Genomic DNA, 21,546 nt, shown 5'->3' on the forward strand with positions numbered 1-21,546 from the left:
TCAGCTCCAGCGAACCAGCACCGAACCCCAGGTGAAGCCTCCGCCCACGCCCAGCATCATCACGTGGTCGCCGCGACGGATGCGCCCGTCGCGCACCGCTTCGTCGAGCGCGAGCGGCACCGACGCGGCCGAGGTGTTCGCGTGGCGCTCGACCGTGGCGACCACGCGTTCGTGCGGCACGCCGAGGCGCTTCGCGGTCGCGTCCATGATGCGCAGGTTCGCCTGGTGCGGGATCAGCCAGTCGATCGCCGTGCGCGGGAGCGCCGCGGCGGCGAGCGCCTCGTCGGCGACTTCGGTCAACGAGCGCACGGCCAGCTTGAACACCGCCTGCCCGTCCATCTGGAGGTACGGCCGGCCGACCACCTTGCCGTCGCGCACCTGGCCGGGCACCGACAGGATGCCGCGCTGGCTGCCGTCGGCGTGCAGGCGCGTCGCGAGGATGCCCGGTTCCGCCGCGGGCACGAGGACCACCGCGCCGGCGCCGTCGCCGAACAGCACGCAGGTGCGCCGGTCGCTCCAGTCGAGGATGTGCGAATACGTCTCGGCGCCGACCACGAGCGCGTTTCTCGACGCTCCGGTCCGGATCATCGCGTCGGCGACGGAGAGCGCGTAGACGAAGCCCGAACAGACCGCCTGCACGTCGAAGGCGGGGCCGCCGCGAATGCCCAGCCGGTCCTGCAGGATGCAGGCGGTCGACGGGAAGATCACGTCGGGCGTCGTGGTCGCGACGATGATCGTGTCGACGTCGGCCGCGACGAGCCCCGCCGACGCGAGCGCGTGCTCCGAGGCGGCGAGCGCGAGATCGGAGGTGAGTTCGCCCTCGGCGGCGACATGCCGCTGGCGGATGCCGGTGCGCGTGCGCACCCACTCGTCGCTCGTGTCGACGCCGCGCCGCGCGAGTTCGTCGTTGGTCAGCACCTGCGCGGGCAGGTAGCTGCCGGTACCGGCGATCGTGCTGCTACGCATCGGTCGGGGCGCGTGCCTCGCCGAGCGCGGCGGCGGGCATCGCGGCGATGCGCTGCGCGATCCGGTCGAGCACGCCGGCGCGGACTTCGGCGTGCGCCTTCGCGATCGCGTGGCGGAACGCGAGCACGTCCGCGCCGCCGTGGCTCTTCACGACGACGCCCTTCAGTCCGACGAGCGTGGCGCCGTTCAGCCGGCGCGGATCGATGCGCCGCTTGAAGCGCATCAGCACCGGGTAGGCGATGCCGGCGGCCAGCTTCGAGAGGACGCCGCGCGTGAATTCGGCCTTCAGGAACTCGTAGAGCATCTGCGCGAGGCCCTCCGAGGTCTTGAGCGCGACGTTGCCGACGAATCCGTCGCAGACGACCACGTCGGTGGTGCCCTTGTAGATGTCGTCGCCCTCGACGTTGCCGTGGAAGTTCAGCCCCGAGGCCTTCAGGCGCTCGGCGGTCTCCTTCACGAGTTCGTTGCCCTTGATGTCCTCCTCGCCGATGTTGAGGAGTCCCACGGTCGGACGCTCGATGTGCTCGACCGAGGAAACGAGCGCGCTGCCCATGGCCGCGAACTGCACGAGTTGCTCGGGGGTGCAGTTCACGTTCGCGCCCAGGTCGAGCATCGTCACCACGCCCTTCTTGGTCGGGAGCTGCGAGGCGATCGCGGGCCGGTCGATGCCGGGGAGCGTCTTCAGCACGAAGCGCGCGATGCCCATCAGCGCGCCGGTGTTGCCGGCCGAGACGCAGCCGTGGGCCTCGCCGTCGCGGACGAGGTTGATCGCGACGCGCATCGACGAGTCCTTCTTGCGTCGCAGCGCGTCGGCGGGCGGGTCGTCCATCTCGACGACCTCGGACGCCGCGTGGATGCGGATGCGGTCGCGGGCCGGCGAACGCGCCTTGGCGAGGATGCCCTCGAGCGCCTCGGGACGGCCGACCAGCACGACCGCGGCGTCGGGCGTCTCTTCGAGGAACGAGAGCGAAGCGGGGACCGTGACCGACGGGCCGTGGTCCCCCCCCATCGCGTCGACCGCGACGGTGATCGTCATCGGGCGGCCGTTCTCGAGCGGGCCGCCGTCCTGGCGTCGCCGCTTCGGTGCGTCTGGGTCGCTTTGCGGGAGCGACGGCCGGGCGCGCGTGCCACGCGCGTCGCGTTACTCGTCCGCCTTGGTCCGGACGACCTTCTTGCCGCGGTAGTAGCCGCTCGGGCTGATGTGGTGGCGGCGGTGCGTCTCGCCGCTCACCGGTTCCGTGCCGAGGGTCGGCGCGGCGATGAAGTCGTGGGCGCGGTGCATGCCGCGCTTGCTCGGCGACTTCTTGTTCTGCTGGACAGCCATGTCGTTCTCCTCGTCCTCTCGCTCGCGACGCGCCGTTCGATCGGGCGGTCGCATCAGGGTCCTGCCGCCACCGTCGTCCTCACGGGCCCGACGGGCATGCTCCTTCGTGGCGAGGCGCGAACGGGAGCGTCAGCACCAGTTCGTCCTCCACCAGCATCGCGGGCTCGAGCGGCCGGTCGGCGAGGATCACCTCGCCTTCCGACGCGTCGTCGAGCCGCGTCAGTTCCTCGCCGTTGCCCGCCAGCAGCACCTCGGTGGCCTGCGCGACCGGCCAGTCGAGCCGGCCGAGGCAGCGCTGGCACACCAGCGGGATACTGGCCTGGATCTCGATGCCGAGCGCCGGATGCCCTTCGGCGCTCGTCCGGCCCTCGATCGTCCAGGCGACCGGGACCGCTTCATCGCCGGGCGCCAGCACGTCCTCGAGGTTCGGCAACCGCCGGGCATCGATGGATCCCGACAGCGATGCGCCCTGCTTCGCCAGCCGGAGCGCGTCGAATCGGGCTGCGGGACCGGAACCGGGCATGTCGCCGTCGCGCGCGCGGCCGGGCGAACCCCCGCACGAAGCGCACAAACGTTGGATAATAGCGTCAGGCGGCCGACATGTCAAAAACTGCCGCAAAAACAACGGGAATCCCATGCGTCCGCTCGTGCTGGCCTCGACGTCGCGCTATCGCGCCGCCCTGCTCGACCGTCTCGGCCTGCCGTACCGGCTGGACGCCTCGGGCATCGACGAGGCCGCACTCCCCGGGGAGTCGGCCGCAGCCGCCTGCATGCGCCTGGCCGAGGCCAAGGCGCGCGCGGTCGCGCCCCGCCACCCGGGCGCCCTGATCCTGGGCTCCGACCAGATCGCGGACTGCGACGGCCGACACGTCGGCAAGCCGGGAACCCGAGAGCGAGCGCGGGAGCAACTGCGCGCGCAATCCGGGCGCGCGGTGACGTTCCACACGGGGGTCGCGCTCTTCGATGCGGCGAGCGGCCGCTGCTTCGTCGAGCGCGTCGACGTCGTCAGCCGTTTCCGCGTCCTGTGCGACTCCGAGATCGAGGCGTACCTCGAGCGCGAATCCGCGCTCGACTGCGCGGGTTCGGTACGCTCGGAGGCGCTCGGCATCGCGCTGTTCGACGCGATCGAGAGCGACGACCCCACCGCGCTCGTCGGGCTGCCGCTCATCGCGACCTGCCGGCTCCTGCGTCTCGCCGGGGTCGATGTCCTCGACCCGTCGAGATGAGCCACGCCCGCGGTCCGCTCCTGCTCGTCCCCAACCTGCTCGGCGCGGTGCCGCCCGAGGACGTTCTGCCCGCACGCACGATCGACCTCGCGCGCACGGTCGAACATTGGGTGGTCGAGACGCCGAAGGCAGCGCGCGCGTTCCTGAAGTCGCTCTCGCTGCCGCGGCCGATCGCCGAGCTCTCGATCGCACCGCTCGAAGCGGATGCCTCGGCGGCCGGGTTGGCGTCGCTGCTGTCGCCCGCCCGGCACGGCCATCCGGTCGGCTTCGTGTCCGATGCGGGCGCGCCCGGAGTGGCCGATCCCGGCGCGGCGCTCGTCGCTGCGGCGCACGCGTCGGGCATTCGCGTCGTTCCCCTCGTCGGCCCCTCCGCGGTCCTGCTCGCGTTGATGGCTTCGGGCCTCTCGGGGCAAGCCTTCGCCTTCCACGGCTACCTGCCGGTAGCCGAGGCGGCGCGCTCCGCGCGGCTGCGCGAACTGGAAGCAGACTCGCGCCTGCACGCGAGAACCCAGGTCTTCATCGAAACGCCGTACCGCAATGCGGCGATGCTCGCCGCGCTCGTCGCGACGCTCGCACCGCGCACGCGACTCGCCGTGGCGGCGGACCTCACGACACCGGACGAGTCGGTGGTGATGCGGCCCATCGCCGCGTGGCGCGGCGCGGACGTCGCCGGCTGGCAGCGCAGACCCGCGATCTTCCTGTTCCAGGCCTGATCGCTTCGCGCCCCGGCGCGAGCGTCGAAGCTGTGCAGCGGCGCGGTCGAGCTACACCCGGCCTTCCTCCTCCTCGGGCCAGTCCTTGATGTAGCTCTTGAGCATCCGGTTCTCGAACGACTGCTCCTCGTAGACCGCCTTCGCCACGTCGTGGAACGACACGACGCCCATCAGCGTCGTGCCGTCCATCACCGGCACGTAGCGCGCGTGACCCTCGAGCATCGTGCGCCGCAGTTCCATGACGTCGAGCCCGGGCGGCGCGGTCAGCGGATCGCGCACGCAGATGTCGCGGACCTCGAGCGTCGCGAGCGACCCGCCGTGGCCCGCCAGCGCCTCGAGCACCTCGCGGAAGGTCAGCATGCCGGCGAGGCGGCCATGGTCCATCACGACGAGCGAGCCGATGTCGTGCTGCGCCATCACGCGCACCGCGTCCATCACCGAGCCGTCCGGACCGACGGTGAACAACGTGTTGCCCTTGATCCTCAGGATCTCGCTCACGAGCATCGCCGCCTCCGCTGCGAACGGTGCCGCATCCCGCGGCCCCCGAGGATGAGGTTACGCCCGCGGGGCGCTCGCGCGCAATGCCGGGAGACGGCGCGGGTGCCGCGCCCTCCGCCGGTGGCTGCGCTGGCGGAAGGCCTCGCCCGAGCCGAGCTCAGAGCGCGCCGATCGGACGGCGCTCGCGCAGCGCCTGGGCGAGCGTGCCGCTGTCGACGTACTCGAGTTCGCCGCCGACCGGCACGCCGCGCGCGAGCCGGCTGACCTTGAGCCCGCGCGCGGCGAGCAGCTCGCCGACGTAGTGCGCGGTCGCCTCGCCTTCGTGGGTGAAGTTGGTGGCGAGGATCACCTCGCGGACCACCCCGTCCTGCGCCCGCTTGAGCAGTCGATCGAGCCGGATCTCCTTCGGACCGATGCCGTCGAGCGGCGAGAGCCGGCCCATCAGCACGTAGTACATCCCGGCGAACGCCTGCGTCTGCTCGACCATCATGAGGTCGGAGGGCGTCTCCACCACGCACAGTTGCGCCGCGTCCCGGCGGGTCGAGCGGCACAGCGCGCACACCGACCCTTCGGTGAAGGTGTTGCAGCGCTCGCAGTGGTGGACCGCTTCGGTCGCGGCGAGGAGCGCGGCAGCGAGCGCCTTCGCTCCGTCGCGGTCGTACTGCAGCAGGTGCAGCGCCATGCGTTGGGCCGCGCGCGGACCCACGCCGGGCAGCACGCGCAACGCGCCGACCAGCGCGTCGAGGCTCCCGAGCGGCTCGCCGGCCGCGCTGCGATCGTCGGATCCGCGTCCGGCCACCCGGTCAGAACGGCAGCTTGAAACCGGGCGGCAGCGCCATGCCGCCGGCGATGCCGGACATCTTCTCCTGCGTCACCGCCTCGACCCGGCGCACGGCGTCGTTGACTGCGGCGGCGACGAGGTCCTCCAGCATGTCGCGGTCCTCGCCGACGAGCGACGGGTCGATCGCGACGCGCTTCACGTCGTGACGGCAGGTCATCGTGACCTTCACGAGCCCGCCGCCGGACTGACCTTCGACCTCGGTGCGCGCGAGTTCCTCCTGCGCGCGCTTCATGTTGTCCTGCATCGCCTGCGCCTGCTTCATGAGCCCGGCGAGCTGGTTCTTCATCATCGGTTCGGATCCTCGGATGCGGCGCGTCCTCCGGCGGGCAGCGCCTTGATCGATTCGGTGCGGACGGTGGCGCCGAAACGGCTCACCGCGTCGCGCACGAAGGGTTCGTCGAGGAACGCGGCCTCGGTGCTGGCGCGCGCGGCCTCGCGTTCGCGCGACTCCTTCGTCGCGAGCGAGCCTTCGGCCACCTCGCCGACCTCGAAGGCGAGCAGGAGCTTGACCCCGGTCGCCTGCTCCAGCGCGTTCCGCAGGCGGTCCGCGTAGCTCTTGCCGGCGAGGTGCTGGTGCGCGGCGGGGAGCGCGAGCGTCAGCGCGTGGCCGTCGAGCTTCCGCATCTCGGATTGCGCCGCGAGTTCGCGCGCCATGCCGGAGAGGCCGAGCGACTGCACGAACCCCGGCCAGGCGTCCGGCGCGGTCGGCAGCGCCTTGCGCGTCGCGGTCGCCGCCACCGGCGCAGGCGTCGGTGCAATGGTCGCCGCCGCTGCGCGTGCAGTGCGGGCCGGTTCCGGTGCGGCCGCATCGCGGCGCGGTCCGCGTTCGCGCCCGGAGGAGGACGATCCCGCCGGTTCGAACGCCAGGAGCCGCAGCAGCGTCATCGAGAGTCCGGTGGCCTCGTCGGGCGCGAGCGCGAGGTCGGCGCGCCCCTGCGCCACGATCTGCCAGCCGAGCTGGACCGCCTCCGGCGTGAAACGCGACGCGATCGCCGCGATGCGGTCGGCGTCCTCGCCGCCGGATGCGTCGGGCACCACCTGCGCGACGGCGACCCGGTGGTACAGGTGGGCGAGTTCGGCGAGTGCATCGGCGGCGGAGAGCCCGCGTCCGGCGAGCGCATCGGCCTCGGCGAGGAGCGAGCGGCCGTCGTTCGCGGCGAGCGCGTCCGCGATCCGGAACGCGAAGTCGCGGTCGACGACGCCCAGCATCGCGCGCACCGGATCGGCGCGCACCTCGCCCGCGCCGTAGGCGATCGCCTGGTCGAGCAGCGAGAGGGCGTCGCGCAGGCTGCCCGAGGCGGCGCGCGCGATGAGCGCGACGGCCGCCGGGTCGTGCGCGATGCCCTCGGCCCCGAGGATGTGCACGACGCGCGCGGCGATCTCGTCGGGGGAAAGCGGCTTCAGCGCGAACTGCAGGCAGCGCGAGAGCACGGTGACCGGCACCTTCTGCGGATCGGTCGTCGCGAGCACGAACTTCACGTGCTCGGGCGGCTCCTCGAGCGTCTTCAGCATCGAGTTGAAGGCGTTCTTCGACAGCATGTGCACTTCGTCGATCAGGTAGACCTTGAAGCGGCCGACCGTCGGCGCGTAGCGCGCGTTGTCGAGGATCTCGCGCATGTTGTCGACGCCGGTGTTCGACGCGGCGTCGATCTCGAGCAGGTCGACGAAGCGGCCGGCGTCGATGTCGGTACAGGCCGCGCACTCGCCGCAGGGCATCGCCGACACGCCGTTCACCTGGCAGTTGAGGCTCTTCGCGAGGATCCGGGCGATCGTCGTCTTGCCGACGCCGCGCGTGCCGGTCAGGAGGTACGCGTGGTGCAGCCGCCCGCGGACGAGCGCGTTCGACAGCGCGGTAACGACGTGGCCCTGCCCGGTCAGCTCGGCGAAGGTGCCGGGCCGCCACTTGCGCGCGAGGACCTGATAGCTCATCGAGAACCGTCGGACGTTCGACGTTCGGGGTTGGACGTGAGGCAGCGTTGCGGGGAGGCGCGATCCGGAGCGGACCGCGCCTCGTCGTCGGACGTCCTACGTCGAACGTCCGACCTCAATGGGTGGCGAGCCGTTCCCCCGGCACTTGCAGAGAATCGCTATGGCTGCTTCCTTCCGGACCTGACCAGGTTCACGACCATGCAATGCGGGGCGACCCGCCGTGGAACTCGCCGCCGTCCGACGACGCAACAGGCGACAAGCCGATTATAGCCGTTCCGGTCGCCCGCGCGGCATGGCGTGCCCCGGGTCGCTATACTCGGATCGCGCCCCGCCCCACGCCCGATGCGACTTCCCGCGCACCTGCGAGCGTTGCACGATCCGGCGCGCCTCGCCGCTCCGGCGGCGGCGTTCGCCGTCGCCGCGCTCCTCACCGCTTGCGGCGTCTCCGAACTCGCGGCGCCGGACGTGGCGAAGACGCTCGTCGTTGCCGTGCGCCCGGGCCCGGGGAGCTGGTTTCCCGGGCCCGACGGCAAGCCGCAGGGGCTCGACCACGAACTGATCGAGCGTTTCGCGCGCGAGCGCGGCCTGCCGCTGACCATCGTCGCGGTCCCGGATGCTGGAGCGCTCCTCGAGCGGGTCGCCGCAGGCGAGGCGCACGTCGGCATCGGCGGCCTGTACCGCCCCCCGTCGGGCAAGTCGCCCGACGACGCCGGCGCGAAGCGCACGCCGCTGCTGTGGACCTCCGGCTACGAGACCGCCGAAGCGGTGCTGGCGTGCTCGCGCGACGGCTTTCGTCCGCGCAACTGGGGCGACCTCGCCGGAACCGACGTCGCGTTCGTCGCGGGCTCGGGCATCGAGACCGCGTTCGCCCAGGTGCGCCGCGCCCACCCCGAGGTCCGCTGGCAACCGAAGGAAGTGGCCTCCGCCGACGCGCTGATGGCGCAGGTCGACGAAGGCAGCGTCCCCTGCGCGGTCGTGAGTTCGTTCGACGCGGCGATCGGGCGCAACATCTACCTCGACGTCGACGTCGCGTTCCCGCTCGGCACGAGGCGCGAACTCGCCTGGGCGGTCGGCGGCCGCTATCCCGCGCTCGCGCGCGAACTCGACGCCTTTCTCGCGCGCATGCACGGGAACGGCACGCTCGCGCGGCTGTCGGAGCGCTACTTCTCGCCGCGCGGAGAGGTCGGCCGCATCGACGCCGGCATCTTCAATGAACGCATCGAGAACGCGCTCCCGGGGTGGAAGCCGATGTTCTTCGCGGCGCAGGAGGCCTACGGCATCGAGTGGCGCCTGCTCGCGGCGGTCGCCTACCAGGAGTCGCGCTGGGATCCCGATGCGACGAGCGAGACCGGGGTGCGCGGCTTCATGCAACTCACCGAGGACACGGCGAAGGAACTCGGCGTCACCGACCGCCTCGATGCGCGCGCGAGCGTGATGGCGGCGGCGCGCTACCTGCGCGACCTGAAGGCGAAGCTGCCCGCGCGCATCCCCGAGCCGGACCGGACCTGGTTCGCGCTCGCGGCGTTCAACATCGGCATGGGCCACCTCGAGGACGCGCGCATCCAGGCCCAGCGCGACCGCCTCGACCCGGACCGCTGGCGCGACGTCCGCAAGACCCTGCCGCTCCTCGCGCTCCCCGAGTACTACGAGAAGGCGAAGCTGGGCTACGCGCGCGGCGGCATGCCGGTCGCGTTCGTCGACCGCGTGCGTGCCTACTACGACATCCTGCTGCGCACCGAGGAGCCGCACCAGCCGCGGCTGCGCCTGTGGGGCGCGCTCGCCGGACCTTGATCCGGCGCATGGAACCCCCCGCGCCCGCGCCCGGATGATTCGCATCGTGCTCGCCTTCGCCCTCCGCGCCGTGGCATGCGCGACCCTCGTCGCCGCGCCGCTCGCGGTGGCCGCCCCGCCGTCGGTGTTCCTCGAGGAACTCACCTGGACCGAAGTGCGCGACGCGATCGCGGCCGGCACGACCACCGCGATCGTCCCGGTCGGCGGCACCGAGCAGAGCGGAGCGCACATGACGCTGGGGAAGCACAACGTCCGCGTGCGCGTGCTGTCGGGTCGGATCGCGACCGCGCTCGGCAACGCGATGGTCGCGCCGGTCGTCGCGTACGTGCCGGAAGGGTCGATCGATCCGCCCACCGGGCACATGCGCTACCCCGGCACACTGAGCGTACCGGTCGACGTGTTCGAGCGCACGCTCGAAGCGGCGGCCCGGAGCCTCGCGCGCGCGGGATTCCGCGACATCGTGTTCGTGGGCGACCACGGCGGCACGCAGGCGTCGCTCTCTGCGGTCGCGAAGCGCTTGAACCGGACGTGGAAGGCGTCGCCCATGCGCGCGCACGCGATCGTCGAGTACTATCGCGCCACCGAAACCGTCTACCGCAAGGCCCTCGCCGCCCACGGACACTCGAACGCCGAGATCGGCACGCACGCCGGACTCGCCGACACCTCGCTCTCGCTCGCCATCGACCCGGCGCTCGTCCGGGCCGACGCGATGGCCGCGGCACCGCGGGCCGGCGACGGCACCGTCGGCGATCCGCGCGCAGCGACGAAGGCGCTGGGCGAGCCCGGCGTCAACGCCATCGTCGCCGCGTCCGTTGAAGCGATCCGCCGCGCGACACGACGCTGACCCTTCTCCCTTCTCCCTTCCCCCTTCTCCCTTCCCCCTTCCCGATGTCGAACCCCCTCCGCCTGCCGTTCGCCTGCTCGCTCCTCGTCGGCACCGTCGCTCTCGCCTTCGCCCAGGCGCCTGCCACCGTCGCCACGGTTCCCGGCATGCCGCCGGTGGTCGACGCGCGCAACCTCTACAGCGAAACCGCCGCCGGCAAGCTGAGTCCGGTGGTCGCGGGCGACCTCGCGCGCGTGTACGTGCCCCACGTCCGCAGCAACGACGTCTACGTGATCGATCCGGCGACCCTCAGGGTGGTCGACAGGTTCAAGGTCGGTTCCAGCCCGCAGCACGTCGTGCCGTCGTGGGACCTGAAGACGCTGTGGGTCGCGAACAACGCGGAGCGCACGCCCAACGGCAGCCTCACGCCGATCGACCCGAGGACCGGCAAGCCCGGCGCGCCGATCCCGGTCGACGATCCGTACAACATGTACTTCACGCCCGACGGCAAGTCGGCGATCGTCGTCGCCGAGGCGTTCAAGCGCCTCGACTTCCGCGACCCGCACACCTTCGCGCTGCAGTACTCGCTGTCGGTGCCGCGCTGCGGCGGGATCAACCACGCGGACTTCACGATCGACGGCCGCCAGGCGATCTTCACCTGCGAGTTCACCGGCGGCATCACCAAGGTCGACCTGGTCGAGCGCAAGGTGCTGGGCTACCTGCAACTGATCCTGCCCGGCAAGCCGACGAAGGTGGTGCGCGGTCCCGACGGCAAGGACGAGACCATCTGCACGGTCTGGAAGGGCATGCCGCAGGACATCCGCGTGTCGCCCGACGGCACGACCTGGTACATCGCCGACATGATGAGCAACGGGATCTACGTCGTCGACGGCGCGAGCTTCACGCAGGTCGACTTCCTGCCGACCGGCGTGGGCTCGCACGGACTCTATCCGTCGCGCGACGGCACGAAGCTCTACGTCGCGAACCGGGGCTCGAACAAGATCCACGGCCCGGCGAAGGGCAAGGGTGGCGTCACCGTGGTCGATTTCGCGACCCGGAAGATCGTCGCGACCTGGCCGGTACCCGGCGGCGGGAGCCCCGACATGGGCAACGTCAGCGCCGATGGCAGGCAACTGTGGCTATCCGGCCGCTACGACGACGTCGTCTACGTCTTCGACACGGCGAACGGCAGCGTGAAGACCATCAAGGTCGGCATGGAGCCGCACGGATTGACCGTGTGGCCGCAGCCGGGGCGCTACTCGCTCGGGCACACCGGCAACATGCGTTAGCGCGGAAGGACGGGACTTCCACCGCGCCCACGCCGCGCGCGGCGCGACGTTCAGGGCTTGCCGACCGTGTCCGCGCCGCCCATGTACGGGCGCAGCGCCTTCGGGACCTCGATCGAACCGTCGGCGCGCTGGCAGTTCTCCATCACCGCGACGAGCGTGCGTCCGACCGCGAGGCCGGAGCCGTTCAGCGTGTGGACGAGTTCCGGCTTGCCCTGCGCGTTGCGGAAGCGCGCCTGCATCCGCCGCGCCTGGAACGCTTCGCAGTTCGAGCAGGAGCTGATCTCGCGGTAGGCGTTCTGCGCGGGCAGCCAGACCTCGAGATCGTAGGTCTTGGCCGCCGCGAAGCCGATGTCGCCGGTGGACAACGCCATCACGCGGTACGGGAGTTCGAGCCGCTGGAGGATCGCCTCGGCGTGACGCGTCATCTCCTCGAGCGCCTCGTAGGAACGCTCGGGATGCACGACCTGAACCATCTCGACCTTGTCGAACTGGTGCTGGCGGATCATGCCGCGCGTGTCCTTGCCGTAGCTCCCGGCCTCCGAACGGAAGCACGGCGTGTGCGCGGTCAGCCGCAGCGGCAACCGGTTCGCGTCGAGGATCTCGCCGCGCACGCTGTTGGTGAGCGTGATCTCCGAGGTCGAGATCAGGTAGAGCGGCTCACCCTCGCCCTCCTGCCCGCCCTTCCGCACCGAGAACATGTCGGCCTCGAACTTGGGCAGCTGCGTCGTGCCGACGAGCGTCTCGGCGGTCACGATGTAGGGCGTGTAGCACTCGACGTAGCCGTGCTCGCCGGTCTGTACGTCGAGCATGAACTGCGCGAGCGCGCGGTGCAGCCGTGCGAGTCCGCCGCGCAGGAACGAGAAGCGCGATCCGGAGAGCTTCGCGGCGGCCGCGAAGTCGAGGAGACCGAGCCCCTCGCCCAGGTCGGTGTGGTCGCGGACCGGGAAGGCGAAACTGCGCGGCGTGCCCCAGCGTCGCACCTCGACGTTGTCGTCGGACGAGCGGCCTTCCGGCACCGAGGCGTGGGTCAGGTTCGGCAGCACGAGCAGGAAGTCGCGCAGCTTCGCCTGGACGCGGTCGAGTTCGGCTTCGAGCGCCTTCTGCTCGTCGCCGGTGCCCGCCACCTCCGAGAGCAGCGCGGACGCGTCCTCGCCTTTCGACTTGGCGGCGCCGATCGCCTTCGAGAGCACGTTGCGGCGGTTCTGAAGGTCCTGCGTGCGGACCTGGATGTCCTTGCGTTCGCGTTCGAGCGCCTCGAACGCCGCGGTGTCGAGGACCACGCCGCGCTTCGCGAGGCCGGCGGCGACCGCGGCGAGGTCGTGGCGCAACAGGTGGATGTCGAGCATCGCGCCAGTGTATCAAACGCTCGCCGTCGAACCGTCGCGCAACCGCCGCCGATCTGCGGCGCGCGCGGCGCCGGCCGGCCCCGGCATCCTCAGGGTTCGCGTCCGCGCGCACGCGCCGCCGCGTCGGCAGCGCGCAACTCCGCGATCCGCTCGCGAATGCGCTTCTCGACCCCGCGGTCGGTCGGCTCGTAGAACCTCGTCTCGGGCATGCCGTCGGGCAGGTAGCGCTCGCCCGCCGCATGGGCGCCCTCCTCGTCGTGCGCGTAGCGGTAGCCCTTGCCGTAGTCGAGCGACGCCATGAGCTTCGTCGGTGCGTTGCGCAACCGCAGCGGCACCGCGCGCGAGCCGTCCTCCTTCACGAACGCGCGCGCCGCCCCGTACGCACGGTACACGGCGTTCGACTTGGGTGCGACGGCGAGATAGATCACGCACTGGGCGAGCGCGAGTTCACCTTCGGGCGAGCCCAGCCGTTCGAACGTCCCGACCGCCGCCAGCGCGATCTCGAGCGCGCGCGGATCGGCGAGGCCGATGTCCTCGGTCGCCATGCGGACGAGCCGCCGCCCGCAGTAGAGCGGATCGGCACCGCCGTCGAGCATGCGCACGAGCCAGTAGAGCGCGGCGTCCGGATCGGATCCACGCACCGACTTGTGGAGCGCGGAGATCTGGTCGTAGAACGCCTCGCCGCCCTTGTCGAAGCGGCGCAGGCTCCGCGCGATCGTCTGCTCGACGAACGCGAGGTCGATCGTCGCGCGCTTCGCATCGGCCGCCGCGACGGCCAGCTGCTCGACGAGATTGACGAGCCGCCGTCCGTCGCCGTCCGCGTACGCGACGAGCGCGTCGCGCGACGCGGCGTCGAACGTCACGCCGGGCATCTCGGCCGCGATGGCGCGGTCGAGTAGCCGCCCGAGGTCGTCCGCCGACAGCGGTTCGAGCACGTAGACCGCCGCGCGCGAGAGCAGCGCGGAGTTCACCTCGAAGCTCGGGTTCTCGGTGGTCGCGCCGACGAACGTGATCACGCCCTGCTCGACCCAGGGCAGGAACGCGTCCTGCTGCGCCTTGTTGAACCGGTGCACCTCGTCGACGAACAGGATCGTCGGCCGCCCCGATTCGGCGCGCACGAGGTCCGCACGCGCCACCGCCTCGCGGATGTCCTTCACCCCGGCGAGCACCGCCGAGAGCGCGACGAACTCGGCCCCGAACGCGTCGGCCATCAGGCGCGCGAGCGTCGTCTTGCCCGAGCCCGGCGGTCCCCACAGGATCATCGAATGCAGCCGCCTCGCGTGGAAGGCGACCGCGAGCGGCTTGCCCGGTCCCAGCAGGTGCCGCTGCCCGATGACCTCGGCGATCGAGCGTGGCCGCAGCCGCTCGGCGAGCGGCGCGCCCGGCGGGGACGCGGGGGCGAAGAGATCGGTCACCGGATTTGAAGGCGCGTGGGGAAGCGCCGATGATAGCGAACGCACGGGCACCGCACAGGTACAATGACCGGAATCGGGGGAGCTTCGCGCATGTCGCCATCCCTTGCCGCCGCTCTTTTTCGCGCCACCGTGCCGGTGATCCGGCGCGCGGCCGCCGCCGCCACGCTGACGGCCGTTGCGTTGACGGCCGCGATGCAGCAGGTCGCGGCCTTCGACCTGCAGGGACACCGCGGAGCACGCGGCCTCGAGCCCGAGAACACGCTCGCCGGATTCGGCAAGGCGCTCGAGATCGGAGTCACGACCCTCGAGACCGATCTCGCGGTCACGAAGGACGGCGTCGTCGTGATCGCGCACGACCCCGACCTCAATCCGGCGCTCGTCCGCGGGCCGAGCGGCTTCTGGCTCACGGCACGCGGCCCCGCGATCCGCTCGCTCACGCTGGCGGAACTCAAGGCCTACGACGTCGGGCGCGTCAATCCGTCGACGTCCTACGGCAAGCAATGGCCGCTGCAGATCCCGTCGGACGGCGAGCGCGTCCCGACACTCGCCGAGTTCCTCGCGTTCGCGGACGCGCGCGACCCGAAGGTGCGATTCAATCTCGAGGTCAAGATCACGCCGACCTCCGGCGAGAGCGTCGTCGACCCGGAAACCTTCGTCGACCTCGCGCTGGCCGGGATCCGCAAGGCGGGGGTCATCGGGCGCACGACGCTGCAATCGTTCGACTGGCGTCCGCTCGTGATCTCGAGGCGCGCCGCGCCGGAACTCGAAACCGCGTGCCTCACCGCCCAGTTCCCGAACTTCGACACGGTGAAGCCCGATGCCACCGGGCGCTCGCCATGGCAGGCTGGCCTCGTGCCGTCCGAGCACGGCCACTCGCTGCCGCGCCTCGTGAAGGCCGCGGGCTGCGCGATCTGGTCGGCCAACGCCGCGAGTCTGTCCGCCGAACTCGTGCGCGAGGCCCATGCGCTGGATCTCAGGGTGCTGGCCTGGACGATCAACGACAAGGCCGAGATGGGGCGCATGATCGACCTCGCGGTCGACGGGCTCATCACCGACTACCCGGACCGGGCGCGCCAGGTGCTCGCCGAACGCGGGATCGCGATCGCGCGCTGACGCGGCGCGGCTTCGACGGCAGGCACGGCACGAAACGACCGATCCCGGGTCCACCACCTCCGCTCGGTAGACCGCGTCTCCCGCCGATCCGATCGCATGAACTTCACCCTCCCGGTGCGCGAACACGCGCTGAACGACCCGGATGCCGTCGCCGTCATCCTGGCGAACGGACAGACGGTCGGCTACGGTGCGCTCGACGCGACGATCGACGCCATCGCGCGCCGCCTCGCGGACGTCGACATCCATCCAGGGGATACGGTCATCCAGTCGGCGCGAAGGCCCTGGCGCACGATCCTCCTCACACTCGCATTGGGCAGGATCGGCGCTTCGGCGGCGCCGCGCGATCATCCTCCAGAACTCGCGAAGGCAGCGATCGAGTTCGACGCGGGCGCCTCGCCCGGATCGCTGCCGCTGATCGTGACCGGGCGGGACTGGTACCGGCCGGCCGATCGGAAAGCCGGTGTCCCTCCCGTGCCCATCCAGGGCGAAGGGAACGCCGTCGCGGCCCACTTCCCCTCGTCGGGCACCACCGGACGCGCCAAGAGCATCGTGGTGACGCACGCCGCGCTCGCCCACCGGGTCGAATCCGCGCGGCACGGCATCCCGCTGCCGCCGCGGGCGCGCGTGATGTCCACCACCGTGCCGGGATCGGGCTACGGCTTCCTCTGCGTGCTGCGCACGCTGTGGGACGGCGGGACGCTGGTGCTGTCCAACGGACCCGCGGACGCACCGTCGCAACTCGCCACGCACCGGGTCGAACACCTGACCGGAATGCCGTACTGGCTCGATGCGGTGGCGGCAGCACTGCCGTCCGGAGCCTCACCCGTCCCCGCCCTTCACTCGGTCGCCTTTGCCGGCGGCTCGATGCCGGCGGCGATGATCGACCGGATCCGCGAGCGCCTGTGCGAGCGCGTCGAGTGCGTGTACGGCGCCACCGAGATCGGCTGCGCAGCGACCGGCAACATGCGCGTGCTCGGCGCGATCGCCGGCGGCGTCGGGACGGCCGTGGCGGGCGTGCGCATCGACGCCGTCGACGACGAGGGTCGCGCGCTGCCGCCGGGGGAGACTGGCCGGCTGCGTCTCGCCGGTCCGGGTGTCGCGCTCGGCTACGCGGGCCTCGCATCGGACGCGTTCGACGGCGATGCGTTCACCACCACCGACCTGGGCGCCGTCGGCGCGGACGGCATCGTGCGCCTCGAAGGCCGCGCCACCGACGTCATCGACCTGGCCGGTGTGCGGGTGCAGCCCGGTCCGATCGAGGAGGCGCTCTTCGCGGTGCCCGGGGTGAACGACGCCGCCGTGGTCGGTGGCACCGGACCGAAGGGCGAACCGCAGCTCTGGGCGGCGGTCGTCGCCACGCGCGACTTGAGCGTCGACGCGATCGAGCGTGTCCTCGGCGCACGGCGCGTGCGGGCGCGTCCTTCCGTGGTCGCGCGCGTGGCGCGCATTCCCCGCAACGAGGCAGGCAAGGTCGATCGCAACGCCCTTCGTGCGCTGCTCGCCGCCGCAGCGCCGAAGCCGCACTGAACCAAGGCGCACCGGGCGGCCGCGGCAACGGCGCTCGACGCGCGGCGCATCCTGCGGCGCCCCGCCCGAACCCGATCGTCCTACCTGGTCGGCGAGGGCGCGGTCACGACATCCGCCCCGGGCGGCGGCACGAAGCGGAAGGCGTCGGGAGGCAGCGGCACGTTGCGCTCGAACCGGTCGAAGGCGAGGCGCGTCGTCTGGCCGAACGCGTCGACGAGTTCCATCGCCTGCGGCAGCTTGTCGCGAAAGCCGATGCGCACCTTGGTGAACGCCGCGTCGCTCGACTTCGGCACCGCGTCGATCCAGGCGAGCCCATCGGCGGTGCCGCCGTCGACCAGCGTGAAACTGCGCTCGAGCGCGTTGTCGCCGGCGAGGAGCGAGGCCGGCGTTGCGCCGAGCGCCGCGTCGAGTTCGCGCACGATCACCTGGTTCAGGTCGCGGTCGTAGACCCACACCTTCGCGCCGTCGCCGACGACGAGCTGCTCCCAGGGCTTCTCGTAGGTCCAGCGGAACTTGCCGGGCCGCTGGAACGCGAAGGTGCCCGAAGACATCTGCCCTCCGCGCGCGTTCTTCGACACGACGACCTGCCGGAAGGTCGCCCGGCCGTTCTTCGCTCCGTCGAGGAACGCGTGCAGTTCGTCGATGCCTCCGGCGGAAACGCCACCGGCGGCGAAGGCGAGCGCGAGCGCGACGATGGCGCGGTTCATCGCGGCGCGCCCGGCTCGGTGCCGGGAATGTTGGCGAGGCAGTTGCCGACCGGATCGAGGATCACGTAGGTGTGGGTGAGCGCGGCCCAGTCGTGGGCCTTCGGGCGCTCGCGGTACTGATGGACGTAGATCCGCCAACTGTCGTAGAAGTTCTCGATCACGACATCGCAGCCGCCGATCGAGGCCGAGGGGCCGCAGAAGCCGTCGGGGACGAGACGCAACGCGATGCGCTCGGCGCCCGCGGCGTCGATGCGCGGCGCGGCCGGCGGCAGCGAGCGCGGACAGTAGCGGTCGCCGTCGCGGTAGACCTCGACCGGGCCGGCGGAGGCCAGCGCGCACCAGAGCGCTGCTGCCAGAAGCACTGTCGGCCTGAAGGCCGACCCACCGGGCCGAGTGGACGCCGTCGGCCTGAAGGCCGACCCACGGGGATTCGACGGTAGGTCGGCCTTCAGGCCGACGCGCTCCTGCGACAGGCACTCCTCCATCATCGTCATTCCTTCGGCGCGGGCGCCAGCACCTCGCGGTTCCCGTTGGTCTGCATCGGGGATACGAGTCCGGAGCGTTCCATCTGCTCGATGAGCCGCGCGGCACGGTTGTAGCCGATGCGAAGATGTCGCTGCACGAGCGAGATCGACGGCCGCCGCGTCTTCAGCACGACGACGACCGCCTGGTCGTACATCGGGTCGGACTCCGGATCGGCCCCCTCGACCGACACGCCCGCATCGCCGTCGCCGTTGCCGCCCTCGAGCAGGCCCTCGACGTACTGCGGCTCGCCCTGCGCCTTCAGGTGCTCGACGACCCGGTGCACCTCGCCATCGGACACGAACGCGCCGTGCACGCGCTGCGGATGGCCGGTGCCCGGAGGCAGGTAGAGCATGTCGCCCTGCCCGAGGAGGGTCTCGGCGCCCATCTGGTCGAGGATCGTGCGCGAATCGACCTTGCTCGCGACCTGAAACGCGATGCGCGACGGGATGTTCGCCTTGATGAGGCCGGTGATCACGTCGACCGACGGCCGCTGCGTCGCGAGGATCAGGTGGATGCCCGCCGCGCGCGCCTTCTGCGCAATGCGCGCGATCAGCTCCTCGATCTTCTTGCCGGTGACCATCATCAGGTCGGCGAGTTCGTCGACCACCACGACGACGAGCGGCATCTCCTCGAGCGGCTCCGGCGCGTCGGGCGTGAGGGAGATCGGGTTGGCGATCGGCTTGCCCGCCTTCTTCGCGTCGGCCACCTTCTGGTTGTAGCCCGCGAGGTTGCGCACCCCCAACTGGCTCATCAACCGGTAGCGGCGCTCCATCTCGCCCACGCACCAGTGGAGCGCGTTGGGCGCGAGCTTCATGTCGGTGACGACGGGCGCGAGCAGGTGCGGAATGCCCTCGTAGACGGAGAGTTCGAGCATCTTCGGGTCGATCAGGATCAGCCGGACGTCGCGCGGCTCGGCCTTGTAGAGCAGCGACAGGATCATCGCGTTGACCGCGACCGACTTCCCCGAACCGGTGGTGCCCGCGACCATCAGGTGCGGCATGCGCGCGAGGTCGGCGACGACCGGCTTGCCCGCGATGTCCTTCCCGAGCGCGAGCGTGAGCCTGCCGGGCGCGTCGTGGTAGGTCTGCGACGCGAGGATCTCGACCAGCTTCACGACCTGCCGGCGGGCGTTCGGCAATTCGAGCGCCATGCAGCTCTTGCCGGGGATCGTCTCGACCACGCGGATCGACACGACCGAGAGCGCTCGGGCGAGATCGCGGATCAGGTTGACGATCTGGCTACCCTTGACGCCGACCGCGGGTTCGATCTCGTAGCGCGTGATGACCGGCCCCGGATACGCGGCGAGCACCTTCGCGGCCACGCCGAAGTCGGCGAGCTTGCGCTCGATCAGGCGCGAGGTGAACTCGAGCGTCTCCGCCGGAACGAGTTCTCCGCCCGACGGCGCGTCCTCGAGGAGCGAGAGCGCCGGCAGCGGCGAGTCCGGCATGTCGGTGAAGAGCGGCCGCTGCTTCTCCTTGACGACACGCTCGGACTTCGGCGCCGGCGGCGGCGGCGGCACCACCAGCACCGGTTCGCGCTCGACCACCGCTTCGCGCGTGCGCTCGACCACCGCCTCGCGCTCGGCGGTCGCCTGCTCGCCGATGCGCCGGTCCAGGCGTTCCTCGCGCTTGCGGCGGATCCACGCCACGCCCCCTTCCAGCGCGGCGCCGATGCGCTCCATCAGCTTCAGCCACGAGACTCCGGTGAAAAGCGAGAATCCGCCGAGGAACGTCGCCACCAGGAGCAGCGTCGCCCCGTTGTAGCCGATCGCGCGCGCGAGGAGCGAGCCGATCGCGTCGCCGAGCGCGCCGCCGGGGACGAGCGGCAACTTCGCCGAGGCCTGCCAGAACCGCAGCGACTCGATCGCCGACGACGAGACCAGCACCAGCGCGAAGCCGGCGAGCGCGAGTCCGCGCGGATGCTCGCTCTCCAACTCGGGATGCGCGATCCGGCGGAACGACGCGATGACGATCGCGACGCCCGCAACGACGAACCACCAGGCGGACAGTCCGAGCAAGTAGAGCAGGAAATCGGCGAGCCACGCGCCGATCGCCCCGCCGCGGTTGCGGATCGGGGTGCCGTCGCCCGAGTACGACCACGCGGGATCGCCCGGCGAATAGCTCGCGAGGACCAAGGCGACGTACGCGAGCAGCGCGACCAGCGCGAACCAGATCGACTCGCGCACGAGGCGCGCGAACTTCGGCGACAGCGGCTCCCGGGCCCCAACCGGGGAGGCCCGCCTCGCCTGCGCGGCGTTCTTGTTGAAAAACATGCCGTTACCGCAGATCCTTCATGCGGCACATTATACGCCGGATCAAGACCGATTCGAAGGGGGCATCGGTCGCGGGGTTGCGGCGAACCTCGCCGGCCCCATCTCGTGCGATGCGTCAAGCACGCTCGCGATCGCGAGAGCGCGCCGGGAACCGCGCGTGCCCTGGACTAGAATTACCCGTCGCAGTGAATCCGAGCACGAGGATGAACACCAAGCACGCCCGACTCCTGATCCTGGGCTCCGGCCCCGCCGGATGGTCCGCCGCAGTATACGCCGCACGCGCGAACCTGAAGCCCGTGGTCATCACCGGTATCGCGCAGGGCGGACAGTTGATGACGACGACCGACGTCGACAACTGGCCGGCCGATCCCGACGGTGTTCAGGGGCCCGACCTGATGGCGCGCTTCCAGAAGCACGCCGAGCGCTTCGAGACCGAGGTCGTCTTCGACCACATCCATGACGTCGACCTCTCGAAGCGTCCGTTTCGGCTCAAAGGCGACAACGGGACCTACAGCTGCGACGCCCTGATCGTGGCGACCGGCGCATCCGCGCGCTACCTCGGGCTTCCGTCCGAGGAGGCGTTCATGGGCAAGGGTGTCTCGGCCTGCGCGACCTGCGACGGCTTCTTCTACAAGAACCAGGACGTGGTCGTGGTCGGCGGCGGCAACACCGCGGTCGAGGAGGCGCTCTACCTCTCGAACATCGCGCGTACCGTCACGGTCGTCCACCGACGCGACAGGTTCCGCGCCGAGGCGATCCTCGTCGATCGCCTGCTCGCCAGGACCGAGGGTGGCAACGTGCGCGTGGTCTGGAACCACGTGGTCGACGAAGTGCTGGGCGACGCGACCGGCGTGACCGGCGTGCGCGTGAAGGCCCGCGACGGCGGCGCGACGCAGGTCATCGCGGCGCACGGGCTCTTCGTCGCGATCGGCCACACGCCGAACACGCAGATCTTCGAGGGCCAGCTCGCGATGGCCGGCGGCTACATCAAGGTGAAGAGCGGCACCGACGGCAACGCGACCGCGACGAGCGTGCCCGGCGTGTTCGCCGCGGGCGACGTCGCCGACCACGTGTACCGCCAGGCGGTCACGTCGGCCGGCACCGGTTGCATGGCCGCGCTCGACGCGGAAGCTTTCCTCGACGTTGGCAGTTGACAGTTGTCAGTTGTCAGTTGTCAGTTGTCAGTGGCAGCCGGCGTTTCCGGTGGTCGCGTGCCCGGTTCCTGGTGTCAGGCTGAACAA

At 71.2% G+C, this 21,546-nt stretch carries 21 protein-coding genes and 1 other RNA gene; 8 read left to right on the forward strand and 14 right to left on the reverse strand.

Annotation, left to right across the window (positions count from 1 at the left end):
* The 4 genes from HS109_04805 to HS109_04820 all read right to left on the reverse strand — a co-directional run bounded on the left by HS109_04805 (position 1) and on the right by HS109_04820 (position 2,813).
* Positions 1-966 (reverse strand): ketoacyl-ACP synthase III, encoded by a 966-nt coding sequence (locus HS109_04805; protein ID MBE7521689.1) that lies wholly within the window; start codon positions 964-966, stop codon positions 1-3.
* The gene (plsX, locus tag HS109_04810) at positions 959-2,002 is read right to left on the reverse strand and encodes a phosphate acyltransferase PlsX (protein MBE7521690.1); all 1,044 of its coding nucleotides are present in this window, start codon (positions 2,000-2,002) and stop codon (positions 959-961) included. Before plsX ends, HS109_04805 begins: the two co-directional genes overlap by 8 nt.
* 105 nt (positions 2,003-2,107) lie before the next feature.
* A complete protein-coding gene (gene rpmF, locus HS109_04815) occupies positions 2,108-2,290 on the reverse strand; it encodes a 50S ribosomal protein L32 (GenBank protein MBE7521691.1) in 183 nt (60 codons plus the stop codon).
* A gap of 79 nt (positions 2,291-2,369) precedes the next feature.
* Positions 2,370-2,813, reverse strand: a complete 444-nt coding sequence (locus tag HS109_04820) for a DUF177 domain-containing protein (GenBank protein ID MBE7521692.1) — start codon at positions 2,811-2,813, stop codon at positions 2,370-2,372.
* Between the two features lie 112 nt (positions 2,814-2,925).
* Between HS109_04820 and maf the strand changes: the two genes are divergently transcribed.
* Both maf and HS109_04830 read left to right on the forward strand, forming a co-directional pair.
* A complete protein-coding gene (maf, locus tag HS109_04825) occupies positions 2,926-3,516 on the forward strand; it encodes a septum formation protein Maf (protein MBE7521693.1) in 591 nt (196 codons plus the stop codon).
* Entirely contained in the window at positions 3,513-4,229 is a 717-nt protein-coding gene (locus tag HS109_04830) for an SAM-dependent methyltransferase (GenBank protein MBE7521694.1), read from the forward strand. The genes maf and HS109_04830 overlap by 4 nt, the downstream gene beginning before the upstream one ends.
* 51 nt (positions 4,230-4,280) lie before the next feature.
* Here the strand turns inward: HS109_04830 and HS109_04835 are convergent, their stop codons facing one another.
* The 5 genes from HS109_04835 to ffs all read right to left on the reverse strand — a co-directional run bounded on the left by HS109_04835 (position 4,281) and on the right by ffs (position 7,717).
* The gene (locus tag HS109_04835; GenBank protein ID MBE7521695.1) at positions 4,281-4,733 is read right to left on the reverse strand and encodes a CBS domain-containing protein; all 453 of its coding nucleotides are present in this window, start codon (positions 4,731-4,733) and stop codon (positions 4,281-4,283) included.
* Between the two features lie 151 nt (positions 4,734-4,884).
* Positions 4,885-5,526 carry a recombination protein RecR gene (recR, locus tag HS109_04840; GenBank protein ID MBE7521696.1) on the reverse strand — a complete coding sequence of 214 codons (642 nt, stop codon included), beginning with the start codon at positions 5,524-5,526 and terminating at the stop codon, positions 4,885-4,887.
* Positions 5,527-5,530: 4 nt separating this feature from the next.
* Positions 5,531-5,857 (reverse strand): YbaB/EbfC family nucleoid-associated protein, encoded by a 327-nt coding sequence (locus HS109_04845; protein MBE7521697.1) that lies wholly within the window; start codon positions 5,855-5,857, stop codon positions 5,531-5,533.
* Complete coding sequence (gene dnaX, locus HS109_04850) at positions 5,854-7,497, reverse strand: DNA polymerase III subunit gamma/tau (protein ID MBE7521698.1); 1,644 nt, start codon at positions 7,495-7,497, stop codon at positions 5,854-5,856. The genes HS109_04845 and dnaX overlap by 4 nt, the downstream gene beginning before the upstream one ends.
* A 121-nt stretch (positions 7,498-7,618) precedes the next feature.
* An RNA gene (gene ffs, locus HS109_04855) (signal recognition particle sRNA small type) lies at positions 7,619-7,717 on the reverse strand.
* A gap of 122 nt (positions 7,718-7,839) precedes the next feature.
* Here ffs and mltF point away from each other — a divergent pair.
* The 3 genes from mltF to HS109_04870 are packed head-to-tail and all read left to right on the forward strand — an operon-like array spanning position 7,840 to position 11,400.
* Positions 7,840-9,288 carry a membrane-bound lytic murein transglycosylase MltF gene (mltF, locus tag HS109_04860; GenBank protein ID MBE7521699.1) on the forward strand — a complete coding sequence of 483 codons (1,449 nt, stop codon included), beginning with the start codon at positions 7,840-7,842 and terminating at the stop codon, positions 9,286-9,288.
* A gap of 34 nt (positions 9,289-9,322) precedes the next feature.
* Positions 9,323-10,132 carry a creatininase family protein gene (locus tag HS109_04865; GenBank protein ID MBE7521700.1) on the forward strand — a complete coding sequence of 270 codons (810 nt, stop codon included), beginning with the start codon at positions 9,323-9,325 and terminating at the stop codon, positions 10,130-10,132.
* Between the two features lie 44 nt (positions 10,133-10,176).
* Complete coding sequence (locus tag HS109_04870; protein ID MBE7521701.1) at positions 10,177-11,400, forward strand: YncE family protein; 1,224 nt, start codon at positions 10,177-10,179, stop codon at positions 11,398-11,400.
* A 50-nt stretch (positions 11,401-11,450) separates the two neighbouring features.
* Here HS109_04870 and serS read toward each other — a convergent pair whose 3' ends face one another.
* Positions 11,451-12,746: a serine--tRNA ligase gene (gene serS, locus HS109_04875; protein MBE7521702.1), complete on the reverse strand. Its 1,296-nt coding sequence runs from the start codon at positions 12,744-12,746 to the stop codon at positions 11,451-11,453.
* A gap of 89 nt (positions 12,747-12,835) precedes the next feature.
* Positions 12,836-14,161, reverse strand: a complete 1,326-nt coding sequence (locus HS109_04880; protein MBE7521703.1) for a replication-associated recombination protein A — start codon at positions 14,159-14,161, stop codon at positions 12,836-12,838.
* A 90-nt stretch (positions 14,162-14,251) separates the two neighbouring features.
* Between HS109_04880 and HS109_04885 the strand changes: the two genes are divergently transcribed.
* Both HS109_04885 and HS109_04890 read left to right on the forward strand, forming a co-directional pair.
* Complete coding sequence (locus HS109_04885; protein ID MBE7521704.1) at positions 14,252-15,274, forward strand: glycerophosphodiester phosphodiesterase; 1,023 nt, start codon at positions 14,252-14,254, stop codon at positions 15,272-15,274.
* A gap of 96 nt (positions 15,275-15,370) precedes the next feature.
* Positions 15,371-16,801 (forward strand): acyl--CoA ligase, encoded by a 1,431-nt coding sequence (locus HS109_04890; GenBank protein MBE7521705.1) that lies wholly within the window; start codon positions 15,371-15,373, stop codon positions 16,799-16,801.
* A gap of 80 nt (positions 16,802-16,881) precedes the next feature.
* On the opposite strand, the gene HS109_04895 is transcribed toward HS109_04890, so the two are convergent.
* The 3 genes from HS109_04895 to HS109_04905 all read right to left on the reverse strand — a co-directional run bounded on the left by HS109_04895 (position 16,882) and on the right by HS109_04905 (position 20,305).
* Complete coding sequence (locus HS109_04895) at positions 16,882-17,508, reverse strand: outer membrane lipoprotein carrier protein LolA (GenBank protein MBE7521706.1); 627 nt, start codon at positions 17,506-17,508, stop codon at positions 16,882-16,884.
* The gene (locus HS109_04900; protein MBE7521707.1) at positions 17,505-17,870 is read right to left on the reverse strand and encodes a hypothetical protein; all 366 of its coding nucleotides are present in this window, start codon (positions 17,868-17,870) and stop codon (positions 17,505-17,507) included. The genes HS109_04895 and HS109_04900 overlap by 4 nt, the downstream gene beginning before the upstream one ends.
* A gap of 128 nt (positions 17,871-17,998) precedes the next feature.
* Positions 17,999-20,305: a DNA translocase FtsK 4TM domain-containing protein gene (locus HS109_04905; GenBank protein ID MBE7521708.1), complete on the reverse strand. Its 2,307-nt coding sequence runs from the start codon at positions 20,303-20,305 to the stop codon at positions 17,999-18,001.
* 203 nt (positions 20,306-20,508) lie between these two features.
* Between HS109_04905 and trxB the strand changes: the two genes are divergently transcribed.
* Entirely contained in the window at positions 20,509-21,459 is a 951-nt protein-coding gene (gene trxB / locus HS109_04910; GenBank protein ID MBE7521709.1) for a thioredoxin-disulfide reductase, read from the forward strand.
* Positions 21,460-21,546 lie beyond the last annotated feature (87 nt).

Source organism: Burkholderiales bacterium, assembly GCA_015075645.1.
Taxonomy (GTDB): domain Bacteria; phylum Pseudomonadota; class Gammaproteobacteria; order Burkholderiales; family Casimicrobiaceae; genus VBCG01.

Excerpts from the sequence above, each read along its gene's own strand:
- HS109_04820 (MBE7521692.1), bottom strand. The coding sequence starts at position 2,813 with ATGCCCGGTTCCGGTCCCGCAGCCCGATTCGACGCGCTCCGGCTGGCG.
- mltF (MBE7521699.1), top strand. The coding sequence starts at position 7,840 with ATGCGACTTCCCGCGCACCTGCGAGCGTTGCACGATCCGGCGCGCCTC.
- HS109_04905 (MBE7521708.1), bottom strand. The coding sequence starts at position 20,305 with ATGTTTTTCAACAAGAACGCCGCGCAGGCGAGGCGGGCCTCCCCGGTT.
- HS109_04805 (MBE7521689.1), bottom strand. The coding sequence starts at position 966 with ATGCGTAGCAGCACGATCGCCGGTACCGGCAGCTACCTGCCCGCGCAG.
- HS109_04870 (MBE7521701.1), top strand. The coding sequence starts at position 10,177 with ATGTCGAACCCCCTCCGCCTGCCGTTCGCCTGCTCGCTCCTCGTCGGC.
- HS109_04890 (MBE7521705.1), top strand. The coding sequence starts at position 15,371 with ATGAACTTCACCCTCCCGGTGCGCGAACACGCGCTGAACGACCCGGAT.
- plsX (MBE7521690.1), bottom strand. The coding sequence starts at position 2,002 with ATGACGATCACCGTCGCGGTCGACGCGATGGGGGGGGACCACGGCCCG.
- rpmF (MBE7521691.1), bottom strand. The coding sequence starts at position 2,290 with ATGGCTGTCCAGCAGAACAAGAAGTCGCCGAGCAAGCGCGGCATGCAC.
- HS109_04830 (MBE7521694.1), top strand. The coding sequence starts at position 3,513 with ATGAGCCACGCCCGCGGTCCGCTCCTGCTCGTCCCCAACCTGCTCGGC.
- dnaX (MBE7521698.1), bottom strand. The coding sequence starts at position 7,497 with ATGAGCTATCAGGTCCTCGCGCGCAAGTGGCGGCCCGGCACCTTCGCC.
- HS109_04885 (MBE7521704.1), top strand. The coding sequence starts at position 14,252 with ATGTCGCCATCCCTTGCCGCCGCTCTTTTTCGCGCCACCGTGCCGGTG.
- HS109_04895 (MBE7521706.1), bottom strand. The coding sequence starts at position 17,508 with ATGAACCGCGCCATCGTCGCGCTCGCGCTCGCCTTCGCCGCCGGTGGC.
- maf (MBE7521693.1), top strand. The coding sequence starts at position 2,926 with ATGCGTCCGCTCGTGCTGGCCTCGACGTCGCGCTATCGCGCCGCCCTG.
- serS (MBE7521702.1), bottom strand. The coding sequence starts at position 12,746 with ATGCTCGACATCCACCTGTTGCGCCACGACCTCGCCGCGGTCGCCGCC.
- HS109_04835 (MBE7521695.1), bottom strand. The coding sequence starts at position 4,733 with ATGCTCGTGAGCGAGATCCTGAGGATCAAGGGCAACACGTTGTTCACC.
- HS109_04865 (MBE7521700.1), top strand. The coding sequence starts at position 9,323 with ATGATTCGCATCGTGCTCGCCTTCGCCCTCCGCGCCGTGGCATGCGCG.
- trxB (MBE7521709.1), top strand. The coding sequence starts at position 20,509 with ATGAACACCAAGCACGCCCGACTCCTGATCCTGGGCTCCGGCCCCGCC.
- HS109_04845 (MBE7521697.1), bottom strand. The coding sequence starts at position 5,857 with ATGATGAAGAACCAGCTCGCCGGGCTCATGAAGCAGGCGCAGGCGATG.